The sequence below is a fragment of the Bacillus salipaludis genome (assembly GCF_030938565.1).
Classification (GTDB): domain Bacteria; phylum Bacillota; class Bacilli; order Bacillales; family Cytobacillaceae; genus Neobacillus; species Neobacillus salipaludis_A.
This window is the reverse complement of record NZ_JAVGVR010000001.1, coordinates 193,221-217,492: the sequence shown is the minus strand read 5'-3', so window position 1 is coordinate 217,492 and position 24,272 is coordinate 193,221. Positions and strand designations below refer to the sequence as shown.

The window sequence follows — 24,272 nt, the reverse complement described above, 5'->3', positions numbered from 1 at the left end:
GTTACAAAATATGAAAGAAGAGGCGGTAAACATTTATTTTTCTCAAATGGTAAGACAAATAAAATTGTTTGTCAATCATTTGATTTTTAAATTTCAGAAAATAAATAATTGACCGATTAATTTATTTGTCTTACAATAAAACAAACGAACAACCAAACAAAAGGAGGAACAAGGATGACGACAACACGTAAGGCTCCAACAGGAATTTTGGGATTTCCAGTTGCGCCTTTTACCGAAAACAACCAACTGGATGAAAAGGGACTTGCTACGAATATTCAATTTTTAATAGAGGAAGGGCTTGAAGCGATCTTTGTAGCTTGTGGAGCTGGAGAATATCAATCAATAAGTAAAGAAGAATATGAAGCAATGATCGATGTGGCTGTATCTGTTTCAGGCGGAAAGGTACCTGTGTATACAGGGGTTGGCGGCAATATTCAAACTTCTTTAGAGTTTGCGAAGATCTCGGCAGATAAAGGGGCCGATGGCTATTTGATCCTGCCTCCATACCTAGTGGCAGGGGAACAGCAAGGCTTAGCGGGTTATTTTAAAACGATTGCGGAAAGTACCGATTTAAATGCAATTGTCTACCAACGGGATCAGGTTTCTTTATCCGTTTCTGCTTTGGAAGCGCTGGCAGAAGTTCCTCAGGTAGTCGGAGTGAAAGATGGTTTAGGAGATATGGAGCTAAATACGATTCTAACCCAAACCTTTGGAAAGCGCTTTAGCTGGCTGAATGGAATGCCATTAGCGGAAGTAACGATGCCGGCTTTTGTTCCACTTGGCTTTGACTCTTACTCATCGGCGATTTCGAATTACATCCCGCACATCTCGAGGAAATTTTACCAAGCGCTATTGGACGGGGAGCAGGAAGTCGTACAAGACATATTACAACAAGTGATCTTACCTATTAATAATATTCGCCGCCAGGGCAAGGGCTATGCGGTATCACTGATTAAAGCCGGTATGGAAATTATGGGATTGCCAGTAGGGGAAACCGTAAGACTTCCAATTCTTCCGGTAGAAAAAGAACATTATAGAGAACTAGAATCGATTTTGAACAAAGCCATCGATCTTTATCCAAAAAACATACTCGTTCAATCCATAAAAGGAGACTTATAGATGACCACAACTGTTCAAACAAAAACCTATCTTAACTATATTAACGGTGAATGGATCGCTTCAGCTTCTAATGAAGTAGACAAAAGTATCAATCCAGCAAACAGCCAAGAAATTGTCGGCTATGTACAAAAATCAACCGAGGATGATTTGAACCGTGCGGTCAACGCCGCAAAACAAGCCAAAGAGAACTGGCGCAAACTTTCAGGTGCGGCGCGCGGCGAGTACCTCTATAAAGCAGCTGCCATTCTTGAAAAACGGATCGATGAGATTGCTGAATGCGCAACAAGAGAAATGGGAAAAACCTTTGCCGAAACAAAAGGGGAAACAGCCCGCGGGATTGCCATCCTGAAGTATTATGCAGGGGAAGGCATGCGCAAGGTGGGTGATGTGATTCCATCCACTGACAGCAGCGCACTGATGTTTACAACACGTGTTCCGCTTGGAGTTGTAGGGGTGATCACACCATGGAACTTCCCAATTGCGATCCCAATTTGGAAAATGGCACCGGCACTAGTTTACGGGAATACCATTGTTGTCAAGCCTGCAACGGAAACCGCTGTTACCCTTGCAAAAATTATCGAGTGCTTTGAAGAAGCAGGTTTCCCTGCTGGTGTCGTGAATATGGTCACAGGACCAGGAAGTGTGATTGGACAAGGGATCGCCGATCATGAGGATATTAACGGGATTACCTTTACGGGTTCAAACGGTGTTGGAAAAAGAATTGGGCAGGCTGCCTTAAAGCGCGGGGCCAAATACCAGCTGGAAATGGGCGGGAAAAACCCAGTGATTGTGGCAGCAGATGCCGATCTTGACCTCGCAGTAGAAGCCGTCATTGCCGGTGCCTTCCGATCCACTGGGCAAAAATGTACGGCAACCAGCCGCGTGATCGTGGAACAAGGAATTTACGAAGAATTCAAAGAAAAGCTTGTGCAAAAAACACAAGAGATTACAATTGGAAATGGACTCGACAGCACGGTATGGATGGGGCCAAGCGCAAGTGAAAGCCAGCTCAACACCGTTCTATCCTACATAGAGAAAGGGCTCGAGGAAGGCGCCGAACTGCTTACCGGCGGAAAACGCGTCGTAGAAGGAGAATTGGCCAACGGCTTCTATGTAGAACCAACCATTTTCGATCACTGTACAGAGGATATGGCGATTGTACAGGAAGAAATCTTTGGACCTGTCATTGCACTCTTGAAGGCTGAATCCGTAGAGGATGCCCTGAAGATTGCGAACAATGTACAGTATGGCTTGAGCGCTTCGATTTTTACCACAAACATTCAGCATTTGCTTTCCTTCGTCAATGACATGGAAGCAGGGTTGATTCGGGTTAATGCAGAAAGTGCCGGGGTTGAACTGCAAGCGCCATTCGGAGGCATGAAAAATTCCAGCTCGCATTCCCGTGAACAAGGAGAAGCAGCAAAAGAGTTCTTTACATCGATTAAAACAGTTTTTGTTAAATAAAAATACGGGAGGACCATGAACTTGAAAACGATGGTAAAAGAAACACCTCTTTATATTCAAGTAAATGAAAAAGATAATGTCGCCATCGTCGTGAATACGGGGGGCTTAGAACCTGGGACAGTTTTCTCCTGTGGACTCCAACTGATCGACAGAATCCCTCAGGGGCATAAAGTCGCTTTAACCGATATCCAGGAAGATGAAGCGATTATCCGCTACGGGGAAGTGATTGGATATGCAGCTGCCTTCATTCAGAAAGGCAGCTGGGTGGAAGAGTCCCTAGTAAAACTACCAACCTCTCCCAATTTAAACGAGTTACCGATCGCCAATCAGGTTCCCGAAGCGTTGCCTCCATTAGAAGGCTATACGTTTCAAGGGTTTCGGAATCAGGATGGCAGTGCCGGAACCAAGAATATTTTAGGAATTACCACAAGTGTTCAATGTGTGGTCGGCGTTCTTGATTTTGTTGTTCGAAAAATAAAAGCCGAGATTTTACCGAAGTATCCCAATGTCGATGACGTCGTGGCCTTAAACCATAGCTATGGATGCGGGGTAGCGATCAATGCCCCTGAAGCTGAAATTCCGATTCGAACGATTACCAACCTAGCCAAACACCCGAATTTCGGGGAGAAGCAATGGTCATTGGTCTGGGATGTGAGAAGCTCTCACCAATTCGAATCACTCCGGACCGGAATGAAGCCGATATCCTCTCGCTTCAAGATCAGCAAGGGATGATGGGCATGGTTCAATCGATTATGGAGATGGCAGAAGAGAGATTAATCCGATTAAATAGAAGGAAACGGGAAACCTGTCCGGTTTCGGATCTAGTCATCGGCCTTCAATGCGGCGGAAGTGACGCCTTCTCAGGTGTCACGGCGAATCCAGCCGTTGGTTATGCAGCTGATTTATTGGTTCGGGCCGGGGCAACGGTATTATTTTCAGAAGTTACCGAAGTACGCGATGCGATTCATTTATTAACTCCGCGGGCCATCAACGAAGAAGTAGGAAATGCGTTAATTCGTGAAATGGATTGGTATGATCAGTATCTGTCCAAAGGGGAAGTAGACAGATCGGCGAATCCATCTCCAGGGAATAAAAAGGGCGGATTAGCCAATGTCGTGGAAAAATCATTAGGTTCGATTGCCAAGTCAGGGAAAAGTCCGATTTCCGGCGTTCTTGCACCTGGCGAGAAGGCAACTGAAAAAGGGTTGATTTTTGCCGCTACTCCTGCCAGTGATTTTGTCTGTGGAACCTTACAGCTCGCTTCAGGGATGCATCTTCAAGTGTTTACAACCGGAAGAGGAACGCCTTATGGACTGGCGATGGCACCAGTCGTGAAGGTGGCTACTCGTAACGCGTTGGCAGAGCATTGGGACGATTTGATTGATATCAATGCTGGTACGATTGCGACGGGAGAAAGAACGATCGAAGAAGTCGGCTGGGAGATTTTCCACTTTATTTTGGAAGTAGTAAGCGGACGGAAGAAAACGTGGACGGAGCATTGGGGATTGCACAATGACTTAGCCTTGTTTAATCCAGCTCCGATTACATGATCCTTAGAAAATCTCTGTTTATAGGCGACAATTCGGTCTTTCATCCACCTGTTTTGTCGCCAATGAATCTAATAGGAGACATTTTGGGGGGAATCCCCCTGAAAAAATAGCTATTTTCATAGATTTACTTAAAAAAAGTACACATTCAAAAAGATTTATCTGCGGAAAATGAACATTTATCTGCGTTGCTGGGGCATTTATCTGCGATACTCAGCCTTTTATCTGCGAAGCTTTAAAAAGCAAACATTTTTTAGAAATGAGTCCGGATGCGCTAAATTGATAGCGCTGTCACACGACTTTTTGAAAAGCAGTTTTTTACTAAAAAGAAGAAAGGTTGATTTCCGCTTCAGGATGCTCGCTTTCCGCGGGACAGGCGGTGAGCCTCCTCGGTGCTTAAGCGCCTGTGGGGTCTCACCTGTCCCGCTGCTCCCGCAGGAGTCTCGCACCTTCTGCTCCAATCAACATCGCACATAACTTTTTAACAACACCAATCTTTTAGAAAATAGCCTTTTGAAAAAATGTATAAGTGAATCAAGCCAGGAAGGATGGTATGGAATGAGAAGACAAGGATCCCCCATCATCACAGATATGAAAGTGATCCCAGTTGCAGGATATGATAGTGCACTACTTACCCTAAGCGGCTGTCATGGACCTTTTTTTACCCGTAATATTGTGATCTTAGAAGATGAAACGGGGAATAAGGGAATCGGTGAGATTCATGGCGGCGAAGACATTACGAGAATGCTAGAAAGTTATCGCCCATTTGTCGTAGGCCAAGAAATTGCCAATTATCGAGGCTGCCTTACGGCCATAAGAAGCGGAGGCTTAAGTGTAAAGGGTGACTCTGGTGAAGGGTTACAAGGATTAAACTTAGCCAATTTGAAATTTGTCGTCCAGGCAGAAGCAGCAGTCGAATGCGCGATGATGGACTTACTTGGAAAATTCGTGAACCAGCCCATCGCCGCTCTCCTGGGCGATGGAGGCCAGCAGCGGACAGAAGTTCCGTTCCTAGGCTATTTATTCTATATCGCGGATAGCGAAAAAATGAATATGCCTTATTTACGCGAAACACAATGGAAGGATGAGTGGGATCGTGTAAGACGAATGGAAACCTTAACGCCTGAAGGAATTGTTTCGCAAGCAAAAGCAGCCCATCGCCGTTATGGATTTACCAATTTCAAATTAAAAGGCGGGGTCTTGAGCGGCGACGAAGAAATGGAAGCAATTCAAGCGTTACATGAAGCCTTCCCTGAGGCAAGAATCAACCTAGATCCAAACGGGGCTTGGTCCTTAGAAGAAGCCATAAGGCTTTGCAAAGGAAAACATGATATTCTTGCCTATATTGAAGACCCATGCGGTCCTGAAGCTGGATTCTCCAGCCGTGAGATTATGGCTGAATTCAAAGATGCAACGGGGCTGCCGGTTGCGACCAATATGATTGCGACCAATTGGCGCCAATTCCATCATGCCGCTGCACTTCGAGCTGTGGATATTGTGTTAGCCGACCCTCACTTCTGGACATTAAATGGAAGCATTCGGATGGCTTATTTATTGAAGGACTGGGGGTTAACATGGGGGTCCCACTCCAATAACCACTTTGATATTACCTTAGCAGCGTTTGCGCAGGTTGCAGCTGCGGCACCAGGAAATATCTCGCCGATCGATACCCACTATATTTGGCAGGATGGTCAAGAATTATGTGACAATCCGATGCAAATAAGAGATGGAGTCATTAAACTGCCTGATTTACCTGGTCTGGGTGTCGAAATCAATATGGATAAGGTTATGAAAGCAAATGAATTATATCATCGATTACCGTACCATGATCGGGATGATACCATTTCGATGCAATATCTCATTAAAGATTGGCAATACCACTCCAAGAAACCGTGTTTGGTGAGATAAAGAATGAAAAAACGATTGAACTGAAATCATATTCTGGTAAAAAAGTACAATGTTGATTGGAGCGGAAGGCACGAAGACTCCTGTGGGAGTACGGGACAGGGGAGACCCCGCAGGAGCGAAGCGACGAGGAGGCTCCCCGAACCGCCCACGGAAGGCGAAGTGCCTGGAGCGGTATTTCAACCATCCATAAATAATAGTAGATTCGTGTTTTCAAAGAATAGGAGGAAAGTTAATGAATAATAGCAGTGCTCAACGGATAAGCCCTGAGGGTCAGAACCTTAAACAATCCAAAGTCCGGTATTTGATCCTTACCATGTTATTTATCGTTACGATTATTAACTATATCGACCGTTCTGCTCTTGGTATCGCTGCTCCCGTCATGCGAGAAGACCTCGCTTTTGACGCGGTAAAAATGGGAATTGCCTTTTCCGCCTTTAACTGGGCGTACACGATTTTTAACATCCCAGGCGGGTGGCTGCTGGATCGATTTGGCGCTCGAAATGTTTATGGAATTGCCTTATTATTATGGTCCGCTTGTACGTTTTTCCAAGGATTTATTACTACATTAGTTGGATTATTCATTTTAAGATTTTTAGTGGGTATAACAGAAGCTCCATCCTTTCCAGGAAACAGCCGATTAACCACTATGTGGTTTCCGCAGCATGAACGTGGAAGAGCTGTATCGATTTATAACTCCGCACAATTTTTTGGATTAGCACTTTTTACACCGGTTATGACATGGATTTTAAAAGATTTCGGCTGGAGTCATGTATTCTGGGTATCAGGTGGAGCAGGAATCGTGATGGCAATCCTATGGTTTAAGTTTGTCCGTGAACCTTATAATCATCCACGTGTCAATCAAGCAGAAATTGATTATATTAACTCAGGCGGCGGACTCGCCAATGAAGAACAAAAACGAAAATGGAAATGGTCGGATGTTCGTTTGTTGTTGACCAATCGACAAATGGCTGGGATTTATATTGGCCAGTACGCAATGAATACGATTGTATGGTTTTTCTTAACTTGGTTCCCTACGTATCTTGTAGAGGAGAAGGGCTTGACACTCATTCAAACAGGTTTTGCAGCATCGATTCCGTATGTGGGAGCATTTTTTGGAGGGCTTTTCGGAGGATTTATTTCTGACGCCATATTGAAAAGAGGAAAATCACTCGCTGTGGCACGTAAAACTCCAATCATTGCGGGATTTCTTTTGTCAAGCAGTATCGTATTGGCGAACTACACTTCAAATATTTCGATTATTATCATTATTATGACGGTTTCCTTTTTCGCAAAAGGGATGGCAGGGATTACTTGGTCCCTTGTCGGTGATATGGCACCGAAAGAATTGGTTGGTTTAACCGGCGGTATCTTCAATACGATCGGGAATACGGCAGGAATTGTTACACCATTAGTAATCGGATTGATCTTTGCTAAAACCCATTCCTTTAACGGCGCCCTCATCTTTGTCGCCAGCATCATGTTGATCGGAGCCCTATCCTACATCTTCATCGTAAACAAACCGGAAAGACTTGAATTAGCAGATAAAAAATAATCATTTTCGACAAAAATCGGGTGGTGCCTGTCACCACCCGATTTTTGTCGAACAGTATAGTTGAAAATCGCGTATCTTTTTACTGTATTCGATCGTTTAATTATAAAAGCATGTTGATGAATGGGGGAAGTACGATGGAAAAGGTTCTTATTCTTGGTGCAAGTGGTCTTGTTGGGAGAGCTTTAACGGATGAATTAAAGGTTGGTTTTGACGTATATGGAACTTATTCAACAACGTTACCCAGTCTCCCTGATGGTAAGCAGTTTCAATTGGAAGTTAAGCAAACCGATAAGCTGGAGGAAATCGTCCACTCCCTTAAACCCGATATTGTTATTTCTTGCCTAAGGGGAGACTTTGATGATCAGCTCAAGTTTCATAAAGAATTGGCTGAAGAGTTGCGCAATGAGAATGGTCGTTTGTATTTCTTTTCTACCACAAACGTGTTTGATGGCGACTATTCTAGACCCTACACCGAAACAGATCTACCTTTTTCCCAATCCGATTATGGAAACTTCAAAATTGAATGCGAAAAGATGCTGAAGGAAATTTTAGCCGAGCGAGCAAACATTATCCGGATCCCAGCGATATGGGGGAAGGATTCTCCAAGATACAATGCAATCAAAGAAAGTATAAAGAGTCAAAAAATGATTGATGTGTACAGCAATCTCGTTTGTAACAATCTTTTAGATATTCAGTTAGCCAAGCAACTTCGATTCATTATGGAAAATAAGCTAAAAGGGATTTTTCACTTAGGTTCAGTGGATAAGATGACGCAAGGTCAATTTTATGAACAGATAACAAGCAAGCTAGAACGAGACTTGAGCCTATTACGAACCCACTTGTTTCAGGAAAAGGCTGACACTTTTTATTTTTCATTGAAGTCAAATCGAAAGGATATGCCAAGCTCTCTTCAAAGTACGAATATGGATATTATTTCTTACCTGCTGGGATAAATGGGGTTGCAGATCGCAGCCCCTATTTGATTGACCTGACGTAGAAGCGAATTAGGAGAAGGTATTTTTTTACACATATGGAATAAGTAATAGTATTCCTTGAAAGTAGGTGGCATGATGAATCAAAACGAATATGAATGGGTCCGACAAACCCGCGGCACACTATTAGACTTTTGTGCGCAACTAAATCCCAATGATTTTACTCACCAACATGGCTTCGCTTTGCAAAGTGTACGGGACACATTGATACATATAGCAGATTGTTACTATGCATGGCTTGGCTCATTTGTTTTAGAAAAGACAAAGAAGCCGATTACTCCAAAGGAGGAACGGGATCAATTTAATTTGGAAAAAATAAAGGACCGTTTCGAACAGGTAGATTCGATTGTAAATGAGGTATTTGAACTTCCAAGAAATCAATTAAATGAGATGATGGAAAAAAAGATCCCTTGGAGAGAGGCACCAGAAATGCTATCCATCACAACTGGAAAATTGCTCATACATACCATTACACATGAATTCCATCACAAGGGGCAAATTGTCGCCATGTTACGCCAAATGGGGTATGAACCCCCGAACACCGATGTATTAGGGACAGAAGATTAAGGGTTTTAGTTTTTTACAAGTAAGGATGGATAAATTTTAAAAAAGCTGAGGGTGAAATCGTGAATATTTCGGTTTTAGGTTGTGGACGTTGGGGAACCTTTTTGGCATGGTATACGAATAAAATTGGACACAATGTTCAATTATGGGGCAGAGAAAACTCCAGAAATTTCATTGGATTAAAGGAAACCAGAAGAAATGATTACCTGTCATTACCAGAAGAGATCAAACTGACGAATTCATTGGAAAAGGCCGTATCATTTGCTGAAATCATCATCATATCCATTAGTGCACAAGAATTACGCTCATTTGCAACTCGATTAAGCTCGCTCAATGAAATACAAGGCAAAACATTTGTTTTATGCATGAAAGGATTAGAGGCGGAAAGCGGAAAAAGACTTTCTCAAGTATTTGGGGAAGAAGTCGGGAAAAATGTAAATCTAGCCGTTTGGGTAGGGCCTGGACATGTACAGGATTTTGTGAATCATATTCCAAATTGTATGGTGATCGGTTCTGACAATATTGAAGTAACGAAAAAAATAGTCCAAGAATTGAACAGTGATTTAATTCGATTCTACTATGGGCAAGACTTGATTGGAAATGAAATTGGGGCTGCGACAAAAAATGTGATCGGGATTGCCGCAGGAATGTTGGATGGATTACATTATAGCAGTTTAAAAGGCTCACTGATGGCAAGGGGAACAAGGGAAATCTCTCGTCTCGTCAGGGCAATGGGTGGAAATGATGTAACGGTATATGGATTAAGTCATCTAGGAGACTATGAAGCAACATTATTTTCAGATCATAGTCATAATCGAAAATTTGGACAGGCATTAGTGGAAGGAAAAAAGTTTGGGAAATTAGCAGAAGGTGTTGCAACCATAAAGGCATTAAGAACATTATCCATTCAATATGACGTTCAACTTCCGATTAGTCAGGCATTATATGAGATCATATTTGAAAGTAAAAATGCGGAAGAAACCTTAAAAGATTTATTTTTAAGACCTGTGAAATTTGAGTTTTAACCATATCTTTTTCATGATGATTCAAGGTTACGACGCCTTATAAATAGGCTGTTTCGGCAAGAATGTTGTTTTTTCGAAAAGAACCTTTAAATAAGAACCCTAAGATTATCCTAAATCAAGGCAAGCACGCGTATTGTGCTTGCCTTTTACTTTGAAACGCAGCTTTTCAAGTTAGTTTTTAAGTTTCAATTGAAGCTGTTCAGCAGCATATAAGGCAGTTTTGTCCTGCTGGATATCCCCAGGCTTATTGCCCTCACCAATCACATACCCGGCAAACTCCATCCCCATAAAATCAAAAATATGCTTGAATTGCTGGATCATCGGCAGCCCCTTCACATAAGGATTATCCCCGCCAACAGCCACCACATAGGCCTTCTTCGCAGCCATCTGCTTCTTAAAGTCAGGATACTTCGCATCCCGCATCGAATGCGACCAGCGATCAATGAAGTTCTTCATCGTCCCCGACATACTGTACCAATAAACCGGCGTCGCAAAAATCAACGTGTCATGCTCTAAAACCCGGTCCATCACAGCATTATAGTCATCGCCGCGATCTTGGAATCCGGCTTCATCATGGCGCGCATCCTCAATCGGCAAAATCGAAAAATCCCTCAAGTTGATTCTCTCCACATCCAACCCGCGAATCGCATGCTCGGTCAGTGCTTCCGTATTCCCATTTGGACGAGTTCCCCCGTAAAGAACCGCAATTGACATCTGTTCCATCTCCTTTATAAATGGATTTCCCTTCCATCATACCAAAAATTAACCGAAACTCACCAAGCCGTGCTCGAATCGACAAAAACATACATAAAACTACCATTACCACCAAATTTCCCATCAGTGATATAATTTAAGAAAAAGAGAATCGTAAGAGGGCAAGGCCATGAGGAAATCAGGACAAATCACGCTCGTAGGTATTTCGCTATTATTTACTTTATTTCAAAAAATGTATCACCAACAAGTATTTTTCACCCTTGATTTTTTGATTTTCACCGTGATTGCATGGATTGTAGGCTATCAATATGACAAGGCACGTTTTTTTGCCAAAAAGGTCCGGGAGAGTGAGTGCAGCTATAAAAAACTCATCGATTCTTTGCCGAACCCCGTTTACATTTTAAGTGACCAAAAACTACTTTATGTCAACCAAGCCGTTGTCAGGACAGCAGGAGTAAAAATCAAGGAAGAACTGATTGGGAAATCAATTTTTGATTTTATCGTCCCAGAATATCAAGAACGTGCACAAGAAAGGTACAAACAGATTAATAAAGAAAAACAACCGGTCAACACCATCGAATACAAGGCAAAACGTCTAGACGGTTCAACCTTTTTCTTTGAAGTCTCTTCTATGTACATAGTGTTTGGCGGGAAAGAGGCCGTGCTTTGCATTGGAAAGGACATCTCCGAACGCAAAGAAGAAACGGAACAGCTGCTGCAAAAATCCGAAAAGCTCGCTCTTCTCGGGCAAATGGCAGCCGGGATTGCCCACGAAATCCGCAATCCACTCACATCGATCCGCGGCTTTATCCAGCTATTCAAGTCTGGGGAAACGCACCCGGATTACTTTGATATTGTCCTCACAGAGCTCGACCGGATTAACAGCATCGTCGGTGAATTCCTCGTTCTTGCTAAACCAACTGCCGCGGTTTTTATTGAAAAAGATGTGAAAAATTTAATCAAAGACGTCGTCACCCTAATCAATAACCAGTCGATTTTGAACAATGTCCAGATTTACGTCGAGTTCGACAGCGACCTGCCAATGGTGATGTGTGAGGAGAATCAGCTTAAACAGGTCTTTCTTAACCTGATGAAGAATGCGATCGAGGCGATGCCCACTGGCGGCCAAATTGACGTAAAGGTCAAGCGAAAAGAGGACGGCAAGATTTTGATTCAGATCATCGACCAGGGCGTAGGGATTCCCGAAGACCGGATTTCGACACTCGGCGAGCCGTTTTACACCACAAAGGAAAAAGGCACCGGCCTCGGACTGATGACCTGTTACAAAATCATCGAAAGCCATAACGGCGAAATTAAGATTACAAGTGTCTTAGACGAGGGTACTACGGTTGAGGTCACGCTGCCAACGATTACGCAGCCGTTGTTGGTGGTGTCGTAAGGGAATCACGGCTCTAGATTACATAAATAATTTGGATTTATGTTCCTTTTTTAGAGTTTTATGTTCCATTTGCAGCAATATATGTTCCAATCGAATTTTTTCAATTCATAAAGCCAGGCGGATGCCTGGCTTAGGTCACTTTTTCGTTGAATTTTAATGGATTAGACTATTATTCGAGGAATCTCACCCTTTTTAATTCCCTTTTTCAGAAGGCTTTCTACCTTATGTTCCATTCCAATCACATTATGGTCCGTTTTCCTCGTATATGTTCCATTTACTACAATATATGTTCCAAACCATCCATCCTATGTACCGATCTTTTTATTGATCGTTATCTCCGCCTAGGCCGATACCGTCGCCCAACCCTCATAATCAGCGGAGTCCCGACAACGGTCGGTAAGAACCAAAACACCAAAACAGGCCACTCCTTCAACACAGGAATCCTCGGAACATTCACCACCAACGTCGCCGTCACAATCCCAATATACGACCCCAGCATCCCCCCGATATGCGCACCCAACCAATTCTTCCACTTCCGCTTAACCGCCACATACCCATACAAAGCAAGACCATAAGAAAACAACGCAATATAAAACAAATACTGACTCTCCTGCCAATGAAGCACAGACATCACCAATGCCGTCACAAACACCAACACATACGCCCCATGATACACCTCACCAGACATCGTATGCCGGCCCTTCCTCTTCCTCGCAAACATGGCCAGCAACCCACTAACCAAACAAACCGCTCCCGTCACAATATGCGTCACCAAAAACACAGAAAACAATCATCATTCCCCCTAAACTGATCCATAAGCTAGAAAAATACCGATATCCACGACAAAACATCATATGAAAAAGAACCCATCCACATTCCCACTACCTTTTCCAGCGTCCAAAGCCAAACCTCAACCTTAAGAAAGCTAGAAGTAGGGAACTGAGACTAACCCAACAATCTGGGCTTAGCAAAAAAAAAGAAGACAGCGAAAATCTCACGATTTTCATCAAAAAAACCAGCCCCCTTAAATGAGGACTGGCTACGTAAATCAATAGAATCTCTTAAAACTAGCAAAATGCTCTTTGAAATAAGAGATGCTTAGGCTGGAAGTGGCAATACCGCGATCTGGATCGGCGTGGATGAATTGATTGTTGCCGATGTAGATTCCGACATGGGAGATGCCACTTTTATAGGTATTTTCAAAGAATACAAGATCGCCGGCTTTCGGCTTATCCACATAATAAGAACGGTTGTAGTAGCCATCGGCTGTTAAGCGGCCGATTTCGATGCCAGCCTGGTTGGCGACATAATAAATAAAGCCGCTGCAATCAAAGCCTGACGGAGTGCTGCCGGCCCAGACATACGGGATGCCCATTAGGCTTTTCGCCGTGCTGACGATTTTGGCCGATACATCGCCACTTGAGGACGGCTTCTGTGTCTGTGTCTGAGTCGGGTTTTCGGTCTGAGTCGACTCTGTTACAGATACAGAAGAACCCTTAATCTTTAATTTCTGACCGACATAAATCTGGTCGGAACTGAGGTGGTTCAATGTCTTCAACTCTGCAACCGTCATCCCGGCTTTACGGGCAATCCCGCCTAAAGTGTCGCCGCTTTTCACGATATAATCCGTCGCATCTGCCGGAGGTGTCTGTGGTTGATCAGGCTGCACAGAAGGCTTGTCCTGCTGAGTGGGTGGTTCAGCAGCAACAGGCTTACCGGTTACTTTCAACTTTTGTCCAACACGAATCAAATTGGACTTCAAGCCATTAAGTGACTTCAACTCTGCCAAACTCAACCCAAATTGCTTGGCAATCTTGCCTAGTGTATCACCCGATTTGACTGTATAGGTGGACACGTTTTGATTCGTTGAAGTGGTCGTAGTGGTAGTGGTGGTCTGCGCCTTACCAGGAACCTTCAACTTTTGGCCAACATAAATCCGATCAGACTTCAAGTTGTTTAACTTTTTTAATTCCGAAACAGTGGTTCTATATTTCACTGCAATCTTACTCAAACTGTCGCCACTTTGTACAACGTAAGTAGACGTAGTGGTTTTGGAAGGAGTGGACTGCTTCTTATCAACCGACACCGTTGTATAGGTTGCACCCGATGATCCTGAAATCTTCAACACCTGGCCAGGATAAATGATTGTGCTATCAAGCGCATTCCACAGCTTTAAATCGCCAACGCTTACATCATATTTATTGGCAATCTTAATCAAGGCATCTCCACTTTTAACGGTATACGTCTTTACAGGGGAGGATGTCTTAGTAACTGATGTCGTTTTTATCTTTGTATCTGGGAGCTTAAGTTTCTGGTTGATTTGTAGAAAATCTGATTTTAAACCATTCAATGCCATTAATGTGTGTACACTGGTGTTATATTTCGAGGCAATATGTGATAGGTTGTCACCCTTTTTGACTGTATATGTACTAGCGTGTGCCGTCCCTGCGTAAACTGCTGATAAAACGGCTGCTGTCGAAACCGCACGGACTATTGTTTTCTTCATTGAGTCCCTTCACCTCTCTAATTTTTTCACTTTTTAAATATTTTATCATAGTTTGCTAGTGTTTCGGGGCGCAAAATTGAAAAAGATGACAAAAGAGGCAAGATTTTGTGAGAAAGGGGGAGTTTTTGGCTGGGAGAATCGTAGGTGAAAGGGGGTGAAATTGTAAAATTGCGCATAGGTAAAAAGACACTGCTTTTCAGCAATGCCTTGATCAACAGATTATTTAACCTTTATTTTAACAACCTTAGTGTTCCCGGCTGCATCTTTCGCCGTAATTGTTAATACTGTATTTTTTTTCTGGGCTTTAATCTTTAATTTGTAATAACCCTTAGTGTCAGCTTTTCCTTTTGCCAACGTTTTGCTGCCAGCTTTCACGGTTACCGAAACTCTTGCTTCTGTTTTACCGCTAACATATTTACTCGTTTTATAAACTGTATTCACTTTTAAAGCTGGCGAAGTTTTATCTACGACCGTAACAGTCGATGCTTTACTTACATTATTACTCTTGTCAGTAGCCGTAACATACAATTTTGTTCCGGCTTTTACGGGCTTAATCGAAACTTTAAAGTTCCCGTATTTGTCTGTATTCGTTGTAGCGAACGATTTGCTTCCGTTTTTAATCGTAATTTTCGAATACGCTTCGGCTTTACCGGAAATGGACTTATCATTATCATCGACACGATTGACCTTTGGCGGGGCTGGCGGGGTCTTATCCTTTACCGTTAGCGTCGTTGACTTGCTGACATTTCCGGCAGCATCTTCAGCAGTAAAGGTTAATTTCGTCCCAGCTTTAAATGGCTTCGCAAGGTTCACTTTAAACGTACCGGTTTTGTCTGTGGTCACGGTTGTGTACTTTACAGTTCCATTTTTAATCGTTACTTTTGAACTCGCTTCGGCTTTTCCGGAAACCGTTTTATCATTGTCGTCAATTGGGTCCACTTTTGGTGCATCCGGGGCAGTTTCATCGACCATAGCGGCAAAGAGCAAGTATTGATCGTAGGAAACATAATCATCCAAGTTGGCTGCTGCAATATAATACGTTCCTGGTTCGACCGGCAAAAACTGATAAACAATGCCGTCTTCCGAGTCGGCATATTCAGGCTCGACCATTTCTCCGCTTGGATCAAATAAGCCAAATCCGAATCTGGTTAAGCCGTCAATAGGATTAAGTGCGCCAGCAAGAAATAAATATCCAGGTTCGATCACGTTGATTGCAAAAAGATCAAAATCACCATCGCGGGAACCATTGAAACTAAAATCGCCCACAACACCGGTCCCTAATTTAAGCGGGTTGGCCAGCTCAGGCGAATCGTTTGGTTCCTGCTCGATTATGTAGTCGATATCACTCTTGGTTGCAAGACTGCGAAACCCCTCTTTTGACGTTTTGTTCAACATTCTGCTAACATCAAGGTTTTTAAGCTTTGAATCTTTGAAATTTACATGATGGATACTAGATAATTCTGCTACACTTTTTTGCACATCTGCAGATGGACTGGCGGCAAAGGCGGTGGTTGACTGGAATCCAGTTAATAATAGAGCGGCCGCTATCCCAGCATAAGCGATCTTCTTTTTCAAAACATCTTCCCCCAACTAATTATATTTTCCTAGTAAGTATATCACGGTTGTAAAATTATGTATCTTTAAATAAAAATTGTTATTTCTACAATTTCTCCTAAGGGTTGTTCAATAATTTTCTATTAATCTCCAAAATTCACAATAATTCTTTTTATTTCGACTGGTAATCTATTTACATTTCAAAGAGTTAGAGATAAAATTGGGAATTAGGATGATAGTAGGAGGCGACGAAGAACGTGGAAGGCAAGGAGAAGAAAAAACGTTCTGTGGAGCAACAAGTATTTTCAGAAATCATCAAGAACGCTTATGAAAAAGGTATAACAGATCGCAATCTAACCGTACATAAGTTATTAAAAGACTTAGAAACCGAACTGAAAAATATGAGGGTAAGTTAAAAAGATAAAGGAGTCGAAAACATTCGACATCCTTTTATCTTTTTTTATTTTTCCGTCTTAAAAAAGGAGCATTCTCAGGTGAAGAAAATCTACCGAGACTGCTCCTTATTTTCTGCAGTGGTTAATAATAAATGGATGAGAGAATCCAGCTCTTGATTGCATTTAATGGCTTCAGGGGAAGTAATCCCATAGGTTTCCACCAAATCAGCCAAGTCTTTTTTATATTTTTCAATCGTTATGATCAAATGTTGCATGATTTCCGCTCCTTATGAAGCATCTAAATAAGCCAAAGTTAATATTATCATTAAATTTGAAATTTTAAATATCGAGATTCCCATATGGACCAATTCTGGATTATAATGCGGTTAAAGAAGGTTAAATTGAGGAATCCTTGACATGAAAGAGTAAAATTTGTAACAAAGGCGTTACAAAGAAAGTGTGAGAGCCGTGACCCCAAATGTAATCATGCTTGTCGTATTAATAGCCGTTACGGCCCTCGCAGCGTTTGCTGCCTGTGCCATACTGTCCAACAGGCTGGGTTCAAGCGAGCAAAAAAAGAAGTTTCGGAAGCAAACAGAACTAGAAACCGAAATCAAAAAAGCTAAACAAGACTTGCTCCATACGATTCAAAAGCAGCAAGGGTTAACCTTAAAATATGTAAAAAGCGACGATCGATACATTCATACTTTGTGTGAAGGTGAACTGCTAGCCAAATTAGGACTTTCTTCTGAAACAGTAGTAGGAAAAGATTTGCGCGATTTTTTACCACAGAACTACGCGGAAGAAAAGCTTCAGTCCTATCGAAAAGCCTGGGAAGGGGAGCAGGTAAACTACGAGCAAAGACTAAATGGAGTCGACTACCTAGTCAGTTTACGCCCGGTTTTCGAGAATGGCCAAGTGGTGGAAGTGATTGGTTCGGGTGTCGATATTACCCCGCAAAAGGAACACGAAAAAAGACTGAAAGAATCATTTGCCTTAGGAAGAACGTTAATTGATAGTCTGCCACTCGGCATCCTTGTAGTGGATCAAGAGAAGAAAATCATCGCGATCAACGAGGCATGTGGCAAAATGTTTCAATTAGACCAACCGATTCAGTCCTACATGGGAAAAAATGTGGCAGATTACCACCATGTTTATTTTGAACATGTCGAAAAAGAGGGAAAAAGGGTAGGGGAAATGATCCGGAATCATCAGCCCGTAGTGGACGAAGTCTCCTTTAAAGGCGGAAGAATCCTGAGGAGAAGCTACCGCCCTTTTTATATGGAGGAGGAGCTAAAGGGACATCTATGGACATTTGAAGACATTACCGAGCGAAAAAGAATGGAGTTGGCCAATCGAAAGGCCAAGGAAGAAGCAGAAAAAGCAAATCAAGCCAAATCCGAATTCCTATCCAATATGAGTCATGAACTGCGGACACCGTTAAATGGAATTCTTGGATTTTATCAGCTGCTTGAATTGGATGAAACGCTGAACGATAAGCAGCGGGGATTTGTGGCGGAAATCGGTAAGGGCGGACGCCATCTGTTAGAGTTAATCAATGAAATCCTCGACCTTTCCCGAATTGAAGCAGGAAAACTAAAGATTTCGCCGAAGAGGGTCAACATCAACGAATTGATGAAGGAGTGCATCGATTTCACACGTCCATCGGCCGATCAGAAAGGAATCCACATCAGCTATCAAGAAAATGCCGCAACAGACCAATATGTGGTGGCAGATCCTGTTCGTTTGCGGCAGATTATCTTGAATTTAGTAGATAATGCGATAAAATACAACCGAGATAACGGGGAAATTTTGATCGAATATACGAGCCAGGAGGGTTTTCTCTCCGTTCATATCAAGGATACCGGTATCGGTATTCCAAAGGAAAAACAGGACGAGGTGTTTGAACCCTTCTATCGGATTGACCATTCCTCTGTGGAAGGGGCAGGAATCGGACTTTCGGTTGTCAAGCGTCTCCTGGCCTTAATGGGCGGCCGGATGGGGGTAGAAAGCGAGATGGGAAAGGGCAGTGATTTTTGGTTTAGCCTCCCATTGGCCAATCATCATGAGGGGTCAAAAGAAGACACGATTGTACAGGATGCCAAAAACCCCCAAAAACGGGAGCGGACAAAAGTATTATATATCGAGGACAATCTCGCCAATATGCAATTGGTTCATGAGATATTTGAGACGTTTGAAGGAGTATCGTTGAATTCGGCGTTAACCGGCGCGGAAGGAATCAAAGCAGCCCGCGAGCAATTGCCTGATGTAATCCTATGTGATCTCCATCTCCCTGATGTAAGTGGATTTGAAGTCCTCAAAGCACTAAAGGCAAATCCGAAAACCGCCGACATCCCGATTCTGGCGGTAAGTGCGAATGCGATGGAGGAAAACATCCATCGGGCATTGGAGGCAGGTTTTTTGGAATATATCACAAAACCGCTGGATATTGCCTCTTTTATTCAGCAAATTTCCAAGCATTTAGTTTAATGCATAGTTTTCAATAGAGAAGCCAAAATATGGATGGGTAGGCTTCGTTTAAATGGGGGATCAAAATGGAAGAGATTAAGGTGGTCATTGCCGATGATGATCCTTCTTCGAGAATGCTTTTAGCACAATTTACAAAGCTTTTGCCCGACTATACCGTTGCCGGGGAAGCAGCCAGCGGCAATGAGTTGCTTGAATTAGTCATGAAAGAAAAACCGGAAATTGTTTTATTGGATATCCAGATGCCGGACCTAAATGGTGTGGAGGCAGCAAGGGCCTGCAAAATGATTGCTCCTTCTGTACATATCATTTTTACAACGGGTCACGAAGAGTATGCAGTGGAAGCGTTTAACCTTTCAGCGGTGGATTATCTAGTCAAACCGATTGAGAGGACCCGCTTTTTTATGGCGCTGGAAAAGGCAAGGAAGTCGATTGCAGCAGCGAAAGCCATCGAAGTAAGAGCGGCAAAGATGGAATGGAAACGGCTTGCGATTAAATCGAATCAAACCTTTGCCTATGTACCAGTGGAAGAAATTCTCTTTATTGAAAAAGAGGGAAGAAAATCGGTCGTTCATACGGTGGATGAGCGGTTTGAAACGCATGAACCGCTTCTAGATCTTGAGGAACGGCTTCCTGATTATTTTCATAAAACCCACCGTTCCTATCTGGTAAACTTGAAGAAAATAGTTAAAATCGAGGCATTAGGCGAGACCTATTCAGCACACTTTGCCAACTGTGAAAAAACAGCCTATATTTCTAAATTGAAAATCAACGAAATTCATCGATTGATGGGGACGTGAGGAGGTCTTTTAACGTGAGTAAAAGGCCTTTTTAGTTTGGGGAATTCATGGACCTTTAACACCTGAAATGATTTGTCCATTCAATACTATTCGTTTGTGAAACTAATATAGCAATCCTATTAAATTTCACCAACATCATATAGCCATGGATGTCAAAGACTCCTCACTTCATACCTCCTTTACCGCATTTCAATCCGGTATTCCCCCATATGAGGACCTTTCTATTTAAAATTGTAAATTTAGTGTTAAGATTATCTATGGTTTATTCCAACGCTTCATAAGTAGTGGTACTCTTAATCTAGTTGACACACAGTAGATGAGCTTTTTGAACCATGAGCCTCTTCTGTAGCTTGAGAAGCTCTCCGACTATTTTCATAAACTCACCGCTCCTATCAAGTCAACTTGAAGAAATAGAAGCCTTAGGGGAGTCCTATTCGACACATTTCGTCAGCTCTGAAAAAACAACCAATATTTCGATATTCAAAATCAACGAGGTTCATCGATTGATGGGGACATGTTGAAGGTCTTTTTCATTAAGTAAAAGGCCTATTTGCTTTGAATGTAAATACCATTTTGTGGAAAAAACACCCTCAAAGGATGAAAATATGCCAATTTCCTCATCCCCCTTCTAATTTCTTACAAAAGGGTGTTAAATAAGATATATGATAAATATTCGACAACTTACGTAAAACAATGCCAATTTGTGATATAATACACAGTGTTTTGAGTCAATTATTTTAGGAGGACAAAATGGAAGAGACCATAAGTTTAAAAGAATTGTTGGAGACCTTGAAAAAACGCATAGTTTTGATCGTTTCCATAACCTTGATTGCGGCAATAGCCAGTGGCGTCATTAGTTATTTTTACTTAACCCCAATCTATCAAGCTTCTACACAAATTCTTGTAAGCCAAACCAAAGACAAAAATTCAATATACAACCCGAATGAAGTACAAACAAACCTGCAACTCATCAATACTTATATTGGTATTATTAAAAGTCCGGTTATTTTAGAGAAAGTAGCAGAAGAACTGAATTCAGGCATCACCGCGGATCAAATCAGCAAAGAAATCACCGTTGCAAATGAAACAAACTCACAACTAATTAATATCACCATTCAAGATGCGAATGCGCAACAAGCAGCAGATATTGCCAATACAACGACAAAAGTAGTCCAAAAAGAAATTGTCAAAAATTTGAAAGCCGACAATGTTACGATTTGGTCAGAGGCCAAAGTTTCTGACAACCCATCTCCGGTAAAACCAAGAAAATTATTAAATATTGCAATCGCAACTGTTGTTGGATTAATGACGGGCGTAGGACTCTCTTTCTTACTTGAATACTTTAATAACACGATTAAAAACGAACAAGATGTTGAAAATATTCTAGAACTTCCGATTTTAGGGGTTATTGCGACCATTGATGACAAGGCGATAGAAAATGCACAGGCACGCAAAGCAAAAAGGGGTGAGACGATTGGCTCTTAGAAAGAACAAGAAAACAAACAATAAAGACACAAGTAGAAAGCTAGTGACGATGATTGATCCAAAGTCGCCAATCTCTGAACAATACCGAACAATCCGTACCAATATTCAATATTCAGCGGTAGATGGTGATATAAAAACCATCATGGTAACATCATCTGGTCCGGCAGAGGGAAAATCAACGACCGCTGCAAACCTTGCTGTAGCATTCTCTCAACTTGGTAAAAAAGTACTACTTGTGGATGCAGACCTACGTAAACCAACGGTTCACCATACATTCAGACAAAACAACATCCATGGTTTTACAACCGTACTGACTAAACAATCAACTCTTGAAAAAACGATTATAGAAACACAGGAAGATGATTTATTTATCTTGACGTGCGGACCAATCCCACCCAATCCTGCGGAACTATTAAGCTCGAAATCAATGGAACAATTTATGATCGAAGCAAAAGAAATCTTTGATTATATTATTTTCGATACGCCACCATTATTAGCGGTTGCGGATGCCCATATCCTAGCGAATCAATGCGATGGCTCCATCCTAGTGGTATACAGTGAAAAGACGGAAATTGACCAAGCGAAAAAGGGTAAGGAATTACTACAAAATGCCCATAGTAAGCTCTTAGGTGTGGTATTAAACCATAAAGAGGTTCAAAAAGGCGAATATTACTATTATTATGGTGCGAAATAATAAGGATTCGACAAAACCTCACCCTTTACGTTGATTTGTGACAGTGTTACTATTAAAAATGTCATAGAATTTACGCATTTTAATGGAAAGGGTGGGACTTATGGTCGATTTGCATTGTCATATATTACCCGGTATGGATGATGGGGCAAAGGATCTATCTGAAAGTATAAAGATGGCCAAAAAAGCAGTTGATCAAGGAATCCACACCATTGTTGCTACCCCGCACCATTTAAATAACAAATATGAAAACCCAAAACAACAGATTCTAAAAAAAGTAGAACAACTAAATCAGGCATTGACCGAAGAGAAGATTGATTTAAAAATTCTCCCGGGCCAAGAAACCAGAATCTTCGGTGAAATGTTGGATGCCTATGAGATTGGAGAAATCCTGCCGGTTAACCATACCCAATATATCTTGGTGGAATTTCCATCAGGCCACGTCCCACGATATACGGAGAGGTTATTTTATGACTTGCAAATGAGCGGACTGATCCCAGTGATTGTCCATCCGGAACGGAATCAAGAAATCATCGAGCAGCCAGAAATTCTCTATCAACTTGTGAAAAAGGGAGCATTATCCCAAGTCACAGCTTCAAGCATCACAGGGGACTTTGGAAAGAAAATCAAAACCTTTTCACTCCAATTGATTGAAGCGAACCTCACCCATTTCATTGCTTCTGATGCTCATAACACAAACACTCGTACATTCAAGATGCGAGAAGCATTCGATATTGTTCAAACAAAGTACGGGAACGACTTCGTTTATATGTTTGATGAAAATGCAGCTCACTTAATAGAAGGTCAGCATGTCTATAAAGAAATACCAGAAAAGGTCAAAAAGAAGAAGCTTTTTAAATTCTTTTAACTTAGTAAGCCGATGAGAATTTACCCAAATAATGATTTATTTTCAGGTATATTCACCTGATCGGCGACGCTTCCTGTCCGTTATCCATGGGAGCACTCGGTCATACTGTGGGAGGAAACGGTAATCCTCCTTAGACGCGAGTCGTCAAGAGTATGATGTGAGGGCGGGTTAGATGCCCATTTTAAATAAAAAAAATAAATATCTAATGAAAGAATAAGTATGAAAGCACTTGCAATTCCATTAAGTATTTATTTTTTGCGAAAGCATTTAGATACATGAAAAATACACTAATAAGGAGGAAATACCCTTGAAAAGAGTAAGAAAAGCAATTATCCCAGCAGCTGGATTGGGCACAAGATTTTTACCAGCAACGAAAGCAATGCCAAAAGAAATGTTACCAATCGTTGATAAGCCAACTATCCAATACATAGTGGAAGAAGCGGTTGCATCCGGTATTGAGGATATCATCATTGTAACAGGTAAAGGAAAACGGGCAATTGAGGATCATTTTGACTACGCTCCTGAGCTTGAACAGAACTTAGTTGAAAAAGGAAAATTTGACCTGTTGGATCGTGTTCAATATTCTACTAATCTTGCAGATATCCATTATATCCGCCAAAAAGAACCAAAAGGACTTGGACATGCTGTTTGGTGTGCCAGGAACTTTATCGGTAATGAACCATTTGCCGTCCTTTTAGGTGATGATATTGTTCAAAGCGAGACACCTTGCTTACGACAATTAATTAATCAATATGAAGAAACCTTTTCTTCAGTAATTGGAGTACAAACTGTTTCCGATTCAGAAACACACCGATATGGTATTGTCGATCCTTCTACTCAAGAAGGCCGCCGTTATCAAGTTAGTAATTTGGTAGAAAAACCAAAACCAGGGACAGCACCATCGAACTTAGCGATTATGGGACGTTATATTTTAACGCCAGAAATTTTTATGTTCCTTGACCGCCAAGAAAAAGGGGCTGGTGGAGAAATTCAATTAACCGATGCAATTCAAAAGTTAAATGAAATCCAACGAGTTTTTGCATATGATTTCGAAGGCACGAGATATGACGTTGGTGAGAAATTTGGTTTTGTTAAAACAACCATTGAATTTGCTTTACAGCATGAAGACCTCCATGATGATATGCTAGATTACTTGAAAAATCTAGTTTCCAAATTAGAACCAGAAAAAGCTTTGGTATAGA

20 protein-coding genes and 1 pseudogene are annotated in these 24,272 nt (G+C 41.9%); 16 read left to right on the top strand and 5 right to left on the bottom strand.

Annotated elements, in window-relative coordinates; translation table 11 throughout:
* Window positions 1–174: 174 nt before the first annotated feature.
* From kdgD to RCG21_RS00925, 8 genes and pseudogenes are all read left to right on the top strand, one after another.
* Window positions 175–1,119 (top strand): 5-dehydro-4-deoxyglucarate dehydratase, encoded by a 945-nt coding sequence (gene kdgD / locus RCG21_RS00960; protein ID WP_308912759.1) that lies wholly within the window; start codon window positions 175–177, stop codon window positions 1,117–1,119.
* Window positions 1,120–2,583 (top strand): alpha-ketoglutaric semialdehyde dehydrogenase GucD, encoded by a 1,464-nt coding sequence (gene gucD / locus RCG21_RS00955; RefSeq protein ID WP_308912758.1) that lies wholly within the window; start codon window positions 1,120–1,122, stop codon window positions 2,581–2,583.
* A 15-nt stretch (window positions 2,584–2,598) separates the two neighbouring features.
* Window positions 2,599–4,133: pseudogene (garD, locus tag RCG21_RS00950) on the top strand (galactarate dehydratase).
* 522 nt (window positions 4,134–4,655) lie between these two features.
* Window positions 4,656–6,038 (top strand): glucarate dehydratase family protein, encoded by a 1,383-nt coding sequence (locus RCG21_RS00945; RefSeq protein ID WP_372512738.1) that lies wholly within the window; start codon window positions 4,656–4,658, stop codon window positions 6,036–6,038.
* 232 nt (window positions 6,039–6,270) lie between these two features.
* Window positions 6,271–7,590: an MFS transporter gene (locus tag RCG21_RS00940; protein ID WP_308912756.1), complete on the top strand. Its 1,320-nt coding sequence runs from the start codon at window positions 6,271–6,273 to the stop codon at window positions 7,588–7,590.
* A gap of 134 nt (window positions 7,591–7,724) precedes the next feature.
* Window positions 7,725–8,543 (top strand): sugar nucleotide-binding protein, encoded by an 819-nt coding sequence (locus RCG21_RS00935; protein WP_308912755.1) that lies wholly within the window; start codon window positions 7,725–7,727, stop codon window positions 8,541–8,543.
* Window positions 8,544–8,660: 117 nt separating this feature from the next.
* A complete protein-coding gene (locus RCG21_RS00930) occupies window positions 8,661–9,149 on the top strand; it encodes a DinB family protein (protein WP_308912754.1) in 489 nt (162 codons plus the stop codon).
* A gap of 59 nt (window positions 9,150–9,208) precedes the next feature.
* On the top strand, window positions 9,209–10,171 hold the full coding sequence (locus tag RCG21_RS00925) for an NAD(P)H-dependent glycerol-3-phosphate dehydrogenase (protein WP_308912753.1): 963 nt from the start codon (window positions 9,209–9,211) through the stop codon (window positions 10,169–10,171).
* 171 nt (window positions 10,172–10,342) lie between these two features.
* On the opposite strand, the gene RCG21_RS00920 is transcribed toward RCG21_RS00925, so the two are convergent.
* Window positions 10,343–10,885 (bottom strand): flavodoxin family protein, encoded by a 543-nt coding sequence (locus tag RCG21_RS00920; protein ID WP_308914234.1) that lies wholly within the window; start codon window positions 10,883–10,885, stop codon window positions 10,343–10,345.
* A gap of 169 nt (window positions 10,886–11,054) precedes the next feature.
* Here RCG21_RS00920 and RCG21_RS00915 point away from each other — a divergent pair, with 169 nt between their 5' ends.
* Window positions 11,055–12,284: an ATP-binding protein gene (locus RCG21_RS00915; protein ID WP_308912752.1), complete on the top strand. Its 1,230-nt coding sequence runs from the start codon at window positions 11,055–11,057 to the stop codon at window positions 12,282–12,284.
* 331 nt (window positions 12,285–12,615) lie between these two features.
* Here RCG21_RS00915 and RCG21_RS00910 read toward each other — a convergent pair whose 3' ends face one another.
* From RCG21_RS00910 to RCG21_RS00900, 3 genes are all read right to left on the bottom strand, one after another.
* The gene (locus RCG21_RS00910) at window positions 12,616–13,074 is read right to left on the bottom strand and encodes a DUF2306 domain-containing protein (protein WP_308912751.1); all 459 of its coding nucleotides are present in this window, start codon (window positions 13,072–13,074) and stop codon (window positions 12,616–12,618) included.
* Between the two features lie 258 nt (window positions 13,075–13,332).
* Complete coding sequence (locus RCG21_RS00905; RefSeq protein WP_308912750.1) at window positions 13,333–14,790, bottom strand: C40 family peptidase; 1,458 nt, start codon at window positions 14,788–14,790, stop codon at window positions 13,333–13,335.
* A gap of 219 nt (window positions 14,791–15,009) precedes the next feature.
* Window positions 15,010–16,365 (bottom strand): Ig-like domain-containing protein, encoded by a 1,356-nt coding sequence (locus RCG21_RS00900; protein ID WP_308912749.1) that lies wholly within the window; start codon window positions 16,363–16,365, stop codon window positions 15,010–15,012.
* 236 nt (window positions 16,366–16,601) lie between these two features.
* Between RCG21_RS00900 and RCG21_RS00895 the strand changes: the two genes are divergently transcribed.
* Window positions 16,602–16,760 carry a YwzD family small protein gene (locus tag RCG21_RS00895; protein ID WP_308912748.1) on the top strand — a complete coding sequence of 53 codons (159 nt, stop codon included), beginning with the start codon at window positions 16,602–16,604 and terminating at the stop codon, window positions 16,758–16,760.
* A gap of 89 nt (window positions 16,761–16,849) precedes the next feature.
* Here the strand turns inward: RCG21_RS00895 and RCG21_RS00890 are convergent, their stop codons facing one another.
* The gene (locus RCG21_RS00890; RefSeq protein ID WP_133333064.1) at window positions 16,850–17,014 is read right to left on the bottom strand and encodes an aspartyl-phosphate phosphatase Spo0E family protein; all 165 of its coding nucleotides are present in this window, start codon (window positions 17,012–17,014) and stop codon (window positions 16,850–16,852) included.
* 193 nt (window positions 17,015–17,207) lie between these two features.
* Here RCG21_RS00890 and RCG21_RS00885 point away from each other — a divergent pair, with 193 nt between their 5' ends.
* The 6 genes from RCG21_RS00885 to galU all read left to right on the top strand — a co-directional run bounded on the left by RCG21_RS00885 (window position 17,208) and on the right by galU (window position 24,271).
* Complete coding sequence (locus RCG21_RS00885) at window positions 17,208–19,229, top strand: PAS domain-containing hybrid sensor histidine kinase/response regulator (RefSeq protein ID WP_308912747.1); 2,022 nt, start codon at window positions 17,208–17,210, stop codon at window positions 19,227–19,229.
* 65 nt (window positions 19,230–19,294) lie between these two features.
* A complete protein-coding gene (locus RCG21_RS00880; RefSeq protein ID WP_308912746.1) occupies window positions 19,295–20,026 on the top strand; it encodes a LytR/AlgR family response regulator transcription factor in 732 nt (243 codons plus the stop codon).
* Between the two features lie 750 nt (window positions 20,027–20,776).
* Window positions 20,777–21,511 carry a YveK family protein gene (locus RCG21_RS00875; protein WP_308912745.1) on the top strand — a complete coding sequence of 245 codons (735 nt, stop codon included), beginning with the start codon at window positions 20,777–20,779 and terminating at the stop codon, window positions 21,509–21,511.
* Entirely contained in the window at window positions 21,501–22,205 is a 705-nt protein-coding gene (locus RCG21_RS00870; RefSeq protein WP_308912744.1) for a CpsD/CapB family tyrosine-protein kinase, read from the top strand. The genes RCG21_RS00875 and RCG21_RS00870 overlap by 11 nt, the downstream gene beginning before the upstream one ends.
* Before the next feature lie 100 nt (window positions 22,206–22,305).
* Window positions 22,306–23,070, top strand: coding sequence for a tyrosine-protein phosphatase (locus RCG21_RS00865; protein WP_308912743.1), 765 nt, complete (start codon window positions 22,306–22,308; stop codon window positions 23,068–23,070).
* A gap of 307 nt (window positions 23,071–23,377) precedes the next feature.
* Window positions 23,378–24,271 carry a UTP--glucose-1-phosphate uridylyltransferase GalU gene (gene galU, locus RCG21_RS00860; protein WP_308912742.1) on the top strand — a complete coding sequence of 298 codons (894 nt, stop codon included), beginning with the start codon at window positions 23,378–23,380 and terminating at the stop codon, window positions 24,269–24,271.
* Window position 24,272 lies beyond the last annotated feature (1 nt).

Excerpts from the sequence above, each read along its gene's own strand:
- RCG21_RS00905 (WP_308912750.1), bottom strand. The coding sequence starts at position 14,790 with ATGAAGAAAACAATAGTCCGTGCGGTTTCGACAGCAGCCGTTTTATCA.
- RCG21_RS00880 (WP_308912746.1), top strand. The coding sequence starts at position 19,295 with ATGGAAGAGATTAAGGTGGTCATTGCCGATGATGATCCTTCTTCGAGA.
- RCG21_RS00920 (WP_308914234.1), bottom strand. The coding sequence starts at position 10,885 with ATGTCAATTGCGGTTCTTTACGGGGGAACTCGTCCAAATGGGAATACG.
- RCG21_RS00940 (WP_308912756.1), top strand. The coding sequence starts at position 6,271 with ATGAATAATAGCAGTGCTCAACGGATAAGCCCTGAGGGTCAGAACCTT.
- RCG21_RS00915 (WP_308912752.1), top strand. The coding sequence starts at position 11,055 with ATGAGGAAATCAGGACAAATCACGCTCGTAGGTATTTCGCTATTATTT.
- RCG21_RS00890 (WP_133333064.1), bottom strand. The coding sequence starts at position 17,014 with ATGCAACATTTGATCATAACGATTGAAAAATATAAAAAAGACTTGGCT.
- RCG21_RS00935 (WP_308912755.1), top strand. The coding sequence starts at position 7,725 with ATGGAAAAGGTTCTTATTCTTGGTGCAAGTGGTCTTGTTGGGAGAGCT.
- gucD (WP_308912758.1), top strand. The coding sequence starts at position 1,120 with ATGACCACAACTGTTCAAACAAAAACCTATCTTAACTATATTAACGGT.
- kdgD (WP_308912759.1), top strand. The coding sequence starts at position 175 with ATGACGACAACACGTAAGGCTCCAACAGGAATTTTGGGATTTCCAGTT.
- RCG21_RS00865 (WP_308912743.1), top strand. The coding sequence starts at position 22,306 with ATGGTCGATTTGCATTGTCATATATTACCCGGTATGGATGATGGGGCA.
- RCG21_RS00930 (WP_308912754.1), top strand. The coding sequence starts at position 8,661 with ATGAATCAAAACGAATATGAATGGGTCCGACAAACCCGCGGCACACTA.
- RCG21_RS00875 (WP_308912745.1), top strand. The coding sequence starts at position 20,777 with ATGGAAGAGACCATAAGTTTAAAAGAATTGTTGGAGACCTTGAAAAAA.